The 5,004-nt window shown below is 63.7% G+C and carries 5 protein-coding genes; 4 read left to right on the top strand and 1 reads right to left on the bottom strand.

Translation table 11 applies throughout. The features are described 5' to 3' along the window. Positions 1–176: 176 nt before the first annotated feature. The 4 genes from ACHIRB_RS26440 (at position 177) to ACHIRB_RS26425 (ending at position 4,095) form a co-directional block, all read left to right on the top strand. Entirely contained in the window at positions 177–1,472 is a 1,296-nt protein-coding gene (locus tag ACHIRB_RS26440; RefSeq protein ID WP_395126656.1) for a glycosyltransferase, read from the top strand. A gap of 78 nt (positions 1,473–1,550) precedes the next feature. Then, positions 1,551–2,396: an alpha/beta fold hydrolase gene (locus ACHIRB_RS26435; RefSeq protein ID WP_395126657.1), complete on the top strand. Its 846-nt coding sequence runs from the start codon at positions 1,551–1,553 to the stop codon at positions 2,394–2,396. Between the two features lie 29 nt (positions 2,397–2,425). Next, entirely contained in the window at positions 2,426–3,085 is a 660-nt protein-coding gene (locus ACHIRB_RS26430; RefSeq protein ID WP_395126658.1) for a class I SAM-dependent methyltransferase, read from the top strand. Beyond that, positions 3,082–4,095, top strand: coding sequence for a sigma-70 family RNA polymerase sigma factor (locus ACHIRB_RS26425; RefSeq protein WP_395126659.1), 1,014 nt, complete (start codon positions 3,082–3,084; stop codon positions 4,093–4,095). Before ACHIRB_RS26430 ends, ACHIRB_RS26425 begins: the two co-directional genes overlap by 4 nt. Before the next feature lie 31 nt (positions 4,096–4,126). On the opposite strand, the gene ACHIRB_RS26420 is transcribed toward ACHIRB_RS26425, so the two are convergent. Further along, complete coding sequence (locus ACHIRB_RS26420; protein WP_395126660.1) at positions 4,127–4,783, bottom strand: nitroreductase family protein; 657 nt, start codon at positions 4,781–4,783, stop codon at positions 4,127–4,129. Positions 4,784–5,004: the final 221 nt, after the last annotated feature.

The following is a 5,004-nucleotide window of genomic DNA, read 5'->3' as shown; positions in this document are numbered from 1 at the left end:
ACCCAATCCGAAACAGATCAAGCCGGCACGTCAGCCCGGAGAAAGATCTGGGCTAGTCGCACGGGCACCCGTCCACCCCCTTCTTTAACTATCGTCTCCAACAGTCGTCTTGATAACAAACCGGCCGAGTCCACCTATGACAAACCGATCTCTCAACCCGACCGAAAGTAGAGCCGATGCGAATTGCGCTGCCGTTAGCGGGAACCCGCGGCGACGTCCAACCTGCCGTGGCACTCGGTGTCGAACTGAGGGGACGCGGACACGACGTAGTGATCGGTGCACCACCGAATCTGGTCGATTTCGCAACGCGTGCCGGCCTGGAAACCCAAGCGTGTGGCCCTGACGTGCAGAAGCTGTACGAATCCGACGAAGGTCAACGCGCACTCGCGTCCGGCAGCACGTTCAAGCTCATGCCGATGGTCGCAAAACAGATGGCGGAATACACGGATCGCTTCGACGACGAGATGATCGACGTGTGCAGCGGCGCGGACCTGATCGTGTCGACGACGATGACCGAAGATCGCGGCCAATCGATCGCAGAAGCGATGTCGATACCGCTGGTCAGCCTGCATACGTTCCCGTGCCGCAAGAACAGCAAATATCCGTTCCCCAACGGTCTTCCTCCTCAGTGGAGTCCGCCGGGGCCGGTGAACAGCGCGACGTGGGTGGTCGCCGAGAACGTTCGCCGCGTTGTGTTCATGAAGTACCTCAACAAGCTTCGCGCGAAGCTGGATCTGCCGTCCACACGGCAGTCCGTCGCGGCGGCGCTGCACAGGGACGGCGTCCCCGAGGTGCAGATCTACGACCCGGTCCTCCTACCCGGACTTGCGGACGAATGGGCAGGCCAACGGCCGTTCACCGGCTTCCTCGAGCTGACCCGAGCAACCCGCGAAGCTGTCGGCGAACTCGCTGACGCACACGACGACGTGCTGTCGTGGATCGCGGCTGGTCCCCCACCCATCTACTTCGGGTTCGGCAGCATGCCCATTCGCGATGCTACAACCGTTGTCGCCCAGGTCGACGACGTGACTCGCCGACTCGGCCAGCGGGCGCTGGTCAGCGCGGGGTGGAGTGACCTCGATCGCGCCAACGCCGCAACGGGAGACCACGTGAAGATCGTCGGAGCGCTCGCGCACGACATCGTGTTCCAGCATTGCGCCGGAGCCGTCCATCACGGCGGCGTCGGCACGTTGTTCGAGAGTCTGCGCGCGGGCTTGCCGACGATGGTGTGTTCGGTGTCCTTCGAACAGCCGATGTGGGGCACTCAGGTCGAACGACTCGGCTTGGGATCGCATGTCCGCTTCACCAAACTCGATGCCGCCACACTCGAGTCAGGTCTACGAGTACTGCTCGAGGACGCGACCATCGAGCATGCGCGCGATATGGGAGCGCAGCTGGCGAAGTCGGCCCAGGCATGCGCCGCGGTTGCCGACATCGTCGAAGCTCACGCTGCGAAGTGGGAAGCCAAGTAGAAATCTGTCCGGCAGCGATGAGTTCTGCGGATCGCGGGGGTCTTACCTACGACAAACACCCCCGCAGCTGGAGGACCCATGGCCACCACATCCACCGTCACCCCCGTCGTCGACGTACTCGAAGTCCCCGGAGCTCGGTTGCACTACGAGGTCCGCGGGGCCGGGCCGGTGGTCGCACTGATCGGGGCGCCGATGAACGCAGACTCGTTCGCACCGATCGCCGACCTGCTTGCCGACGAGTTCACCGTCCTCACGGCCGATCCCCGCGGCATCAACCGCAGCCAGGTCACAGACCCGACGCAGGATTCGACGCCCGAATTGCGAGCCGACGATTTGGCTCGATTGCTGACGCACATCAATGCCGGCCCTGCGATCGTCTTCGGGTCGAGTGGCGGCGCGATCACCGCGCTCGCCTTCGCGCAAGCCCGGCCCGACCTTGCACGCGCGGTGATCGCGCACGAACCGCCGTTGAACGAACTGCTCGACGACCGTGCCCAACTGCACGCAAACACCGAGGACATGATTGCGACCTACGCAGCTGGGGACCGTGTCGGTGCGTGGCGAAAGTTCATGACAGCTGCCAACATTGCGCTGCCCGAAGAGGTGTTCATGATGATGTTCGGCAACGAGCCCGAACCACAGCAGGCGGCCGACGAAGCGAGGTGGTTCGCGCACGAACTGCTGCCGAGCACGACCTGGGTTCCCGACCTGAATCTGCTCGGTGCAGTACCGACGACCATCCTCGTCGGGGTGGGTGCAGAGTCGACCGGGCAATTGTGTGTGCGCACGTCGACCGCGCTGTCCGAAGCGATCGGCGCAGAGCTGACCTCCTTCCCCGGAGGACATACCGGATTTGCCGACGACCCAACAGCATTCGCGCCTCGCCTGGCCGAACTTCTGCACAGCATCCTGCGGGGCGGTTGATCCGAAAGGCAGCGTGCCAGACTGGACTGATGACCACCGATCGTGAGGCCGACGCAAATCGACTTGCCGCGCAGTCCTTGGCGCAGGACGATCCGACCGGCTGGTTCGAACGCCTGTATGCGGAGGCAAGCACCGGGTCAGCCGTCGTGCCGTGGGATCGCGGCGGGCCCAATCCACTGCTCGTGGATTGGGCTGCAGAACGGCAGGTGGTCGGCAGTTGCCGGCGCGCGCTCGTGGTCGGCTGCGGCCCCGGCTACGACGCGGAGTACTTCTCGACCCTCGGGTTCGAAACGACAGCATTCGACATCTCCCCCACCGCAATCGAATTGGTGCAGGAGCGTTTTCCGGATTCTGCCGTGGAGTACCGCAGTGCGGATCTGCTCGATCCACCTGCCGAGTGGGACGCCAATTTCGATCTTGTGGTCGAGTCGTTCACCGTCCAATCCATGCCGGTGTCGGTGCGCGGCACAGCGATCGAACAACTGAGGCGACTCGTCGCAGTCGGCGGAGAATTACTGGTCGTCGCAGGGATCCGCGGCGAAGGCGAAGAGGTCGACGGACCACCGTGGCCGCTCACCGAAACCGAGATCCGTTCGTTCGCGCGTGATGGTCTCCAGGTGCAGACACTCGAGCAAGTCGAGGCTCGGTGGCGCGCAGTCTTCGTCCGCGGCGACAACACGTCGTCGTGAGCGATCACGACCACGATCTCGCACTGGCCCGTGGCGGCGACGACGACGCGTTCACCCGCCTCGTCGCACCTCGGCGGCGCGAACTCCATGCGCATTGCTATCGAATGCTCGGTTCGACGCACGACGCCGACGACGCCTTGCAAGACGCTCTGCTGCGGGCGTGGCGTGGTCTCCCCCGGTTCGAAGGTCGCAGTTCCCTTCGCTCCTGGCTCTACACCGTCGCGACACGCACCTGTCTGGACCTGGTCGAAGGTCGAAAGAAGCGGGCACTGCCGGTGGACCTCGGTCCGTCGAGCGATCATGCGGTCCTCGGCGACATCCCGCTGACCGAGATCTCGTGGCTCACGCCGTACCCGGATTCTGGGCTGTCCGACGATCCTGAGGGTCCACACGCTCGGTACGAGCAGCGGGAAGCTGTCGAACTTGCGTTCGTTGCTGCGCTGCAACATATTCCGGGAAATCAGCGTGCGGCGCTTTTGCTTTTCGAGGTGCTCGGCTTCTCCGCTGCCGAGATAGCTACGACGATGGACACGTCGGTTGCATCGGTGAACAGTGCCTTGCAGCGCGCGCGTCGGATCGTGTCGGAGAAGGTGCCTGCGGCTACTCAGCAGCAGACGCTGCGCGACATCGGCGATCTGCGGATGCGGGAGGTTGTTGCCGGCTATTCGTCCGCACTGGAGCGCGGGGACGCCGACGCGCTCGTTGCACTGCTGACCGAAGACGTCACCTGGTCGATGCCCCCGTTGGCACATTGGTACCGCGGTCTCGATGCCGTCACCGACTTCGCGACGAAAGTCCCACTCGACAGTTGTGGTGCGTGGCGTCGGCTGCCGACCCACGCGAACGGTCAGCCTGCGGTGGGCTCGTACCTGTGGAACGAGGACGCAGGTACCCACGTGAGTTTCGCGATCGACGTCTTGACGCTGCGTGAAGACCGAATCGCGGAGGTAACGACGTTCATCGGAGCCGAACATTTCGACGGGTTCGGCCTGCCCTCGACGGTGGCGTAGGCGCGACTACGAATCACCAACGATCGAGAATTCACCAACGATCGATATGCAGGACCGAGTCGATGGGCTCGCGCGCAGCGGGCTTGAACGTCTCGCCGGTGTAGTAGGCCGTCGGGATCAAGGCAGCCTGGTGGTAACCCGGCGGCACGCCAAGCAATTCCGCGACCTCGGCTTCACGTTCCAGATGCAGTGTCGTCCACGCTGTCCCGAGGCCACGGGCACGTGCGGCGAGCGCGTAACTCCACGCTGCGGGGAGTAGCGACCCCCACAGGCCGGCCTGGTTTCCCGCTGGCAACGTCTTTCCGGCTTTGATGCACGGAATCACCAGGGCGGGCACCTCGCCCATTCGCTCTCCAAGCCACGCGACGCTGTCACCGACTCGGTGTTGCACCTTCGCGCGCTCCGGATCGTCGGCGAACAATTTTGCCGCCGATGCACGCGAGGCGAGATAAGCCTCGGTGGTCTCCCGATAGATCTGCCCGAGCCGTGCGCGTGTCTCGGCATCTGTCACGACGATCCATTGCCACGCTTGACGATTCGAGCCGGACGGTGCCTGCAGCGCAATCTGCAGGCACTCCTTGATCAACTCGATCGGCACGTCTCTGGTGAGGTCGAGCCGCTTGCGCACGGTTCGCGTTGTCGAGAGCAACTCGTCGGGCGTCAGATCCAGAACCGGGTACGAGGTCATAAGCCACTGTAGGACCTGGCCATTCGGACTAGGTCTCGAAACTAGGTCTCACAAGCTAAGCCAACTGCACCGTTACGTTCGCTCGGTGGCCGAAGATGCGTTTGTTGTTGTTCGTCGCGTTGAGTGCGATGACCGCTGTACACGTTTCCGGGTCGACCGACTTCGGGCCTTGACCCCTCGTGTTGGACACGCTCAATCCCGGACAGAGTTCGGGGGAAGCG

This window comes from Antrihabitans spumae (assembly GCF_043944905.1).
GTDB classification, from domain to species: domain Bacteria; phylum Actinomycetota; class Actinomycetes; order Mycobacteriales; family Mycobacteriaceae; genus Antrihabitans; species Antrihabitans spumae.
The sequence above is the reverse complement of the archived record's forward strand: the minus strand, read 5'-3'. Positions and strand labels throughout refer to the sequence as shown.

What these genes read in the sequence shown, in the direction of transcription:
- ACHIRB_RS26420 (WP_395126660.1), bottom strand. Translation starts at nt 4,783, where the DNA reads ATGACCTCGTACCCGGTTCTGGATCTGACGCCCGACGAGTTGCTCTCG.
- ACHIRB_RS26430 (WP_395126658.1), top strand. Translation starts at nt 2,426, where the DNA reads ATGACCACCGATCGTGAGGCCGACGCAAATCGACTTGCCGCGCAGTCC.
- ACHIRB_RS26435 (WP_395126657.1), top strand. Translation starts at nt 1,551, where the DNA reads ATGGCCACCACATCCACCGTCACCCCCGTCGTCGACGTACTCGAAGTC.
- ACHIRB_RS26440 (WP_395126656.1), top strand. Translation starts at nt 177, where the DNA reads ATGCGAATTGCGCTGCCGTTAGCGGGAACCCGCGGCGACGTCCAACCT.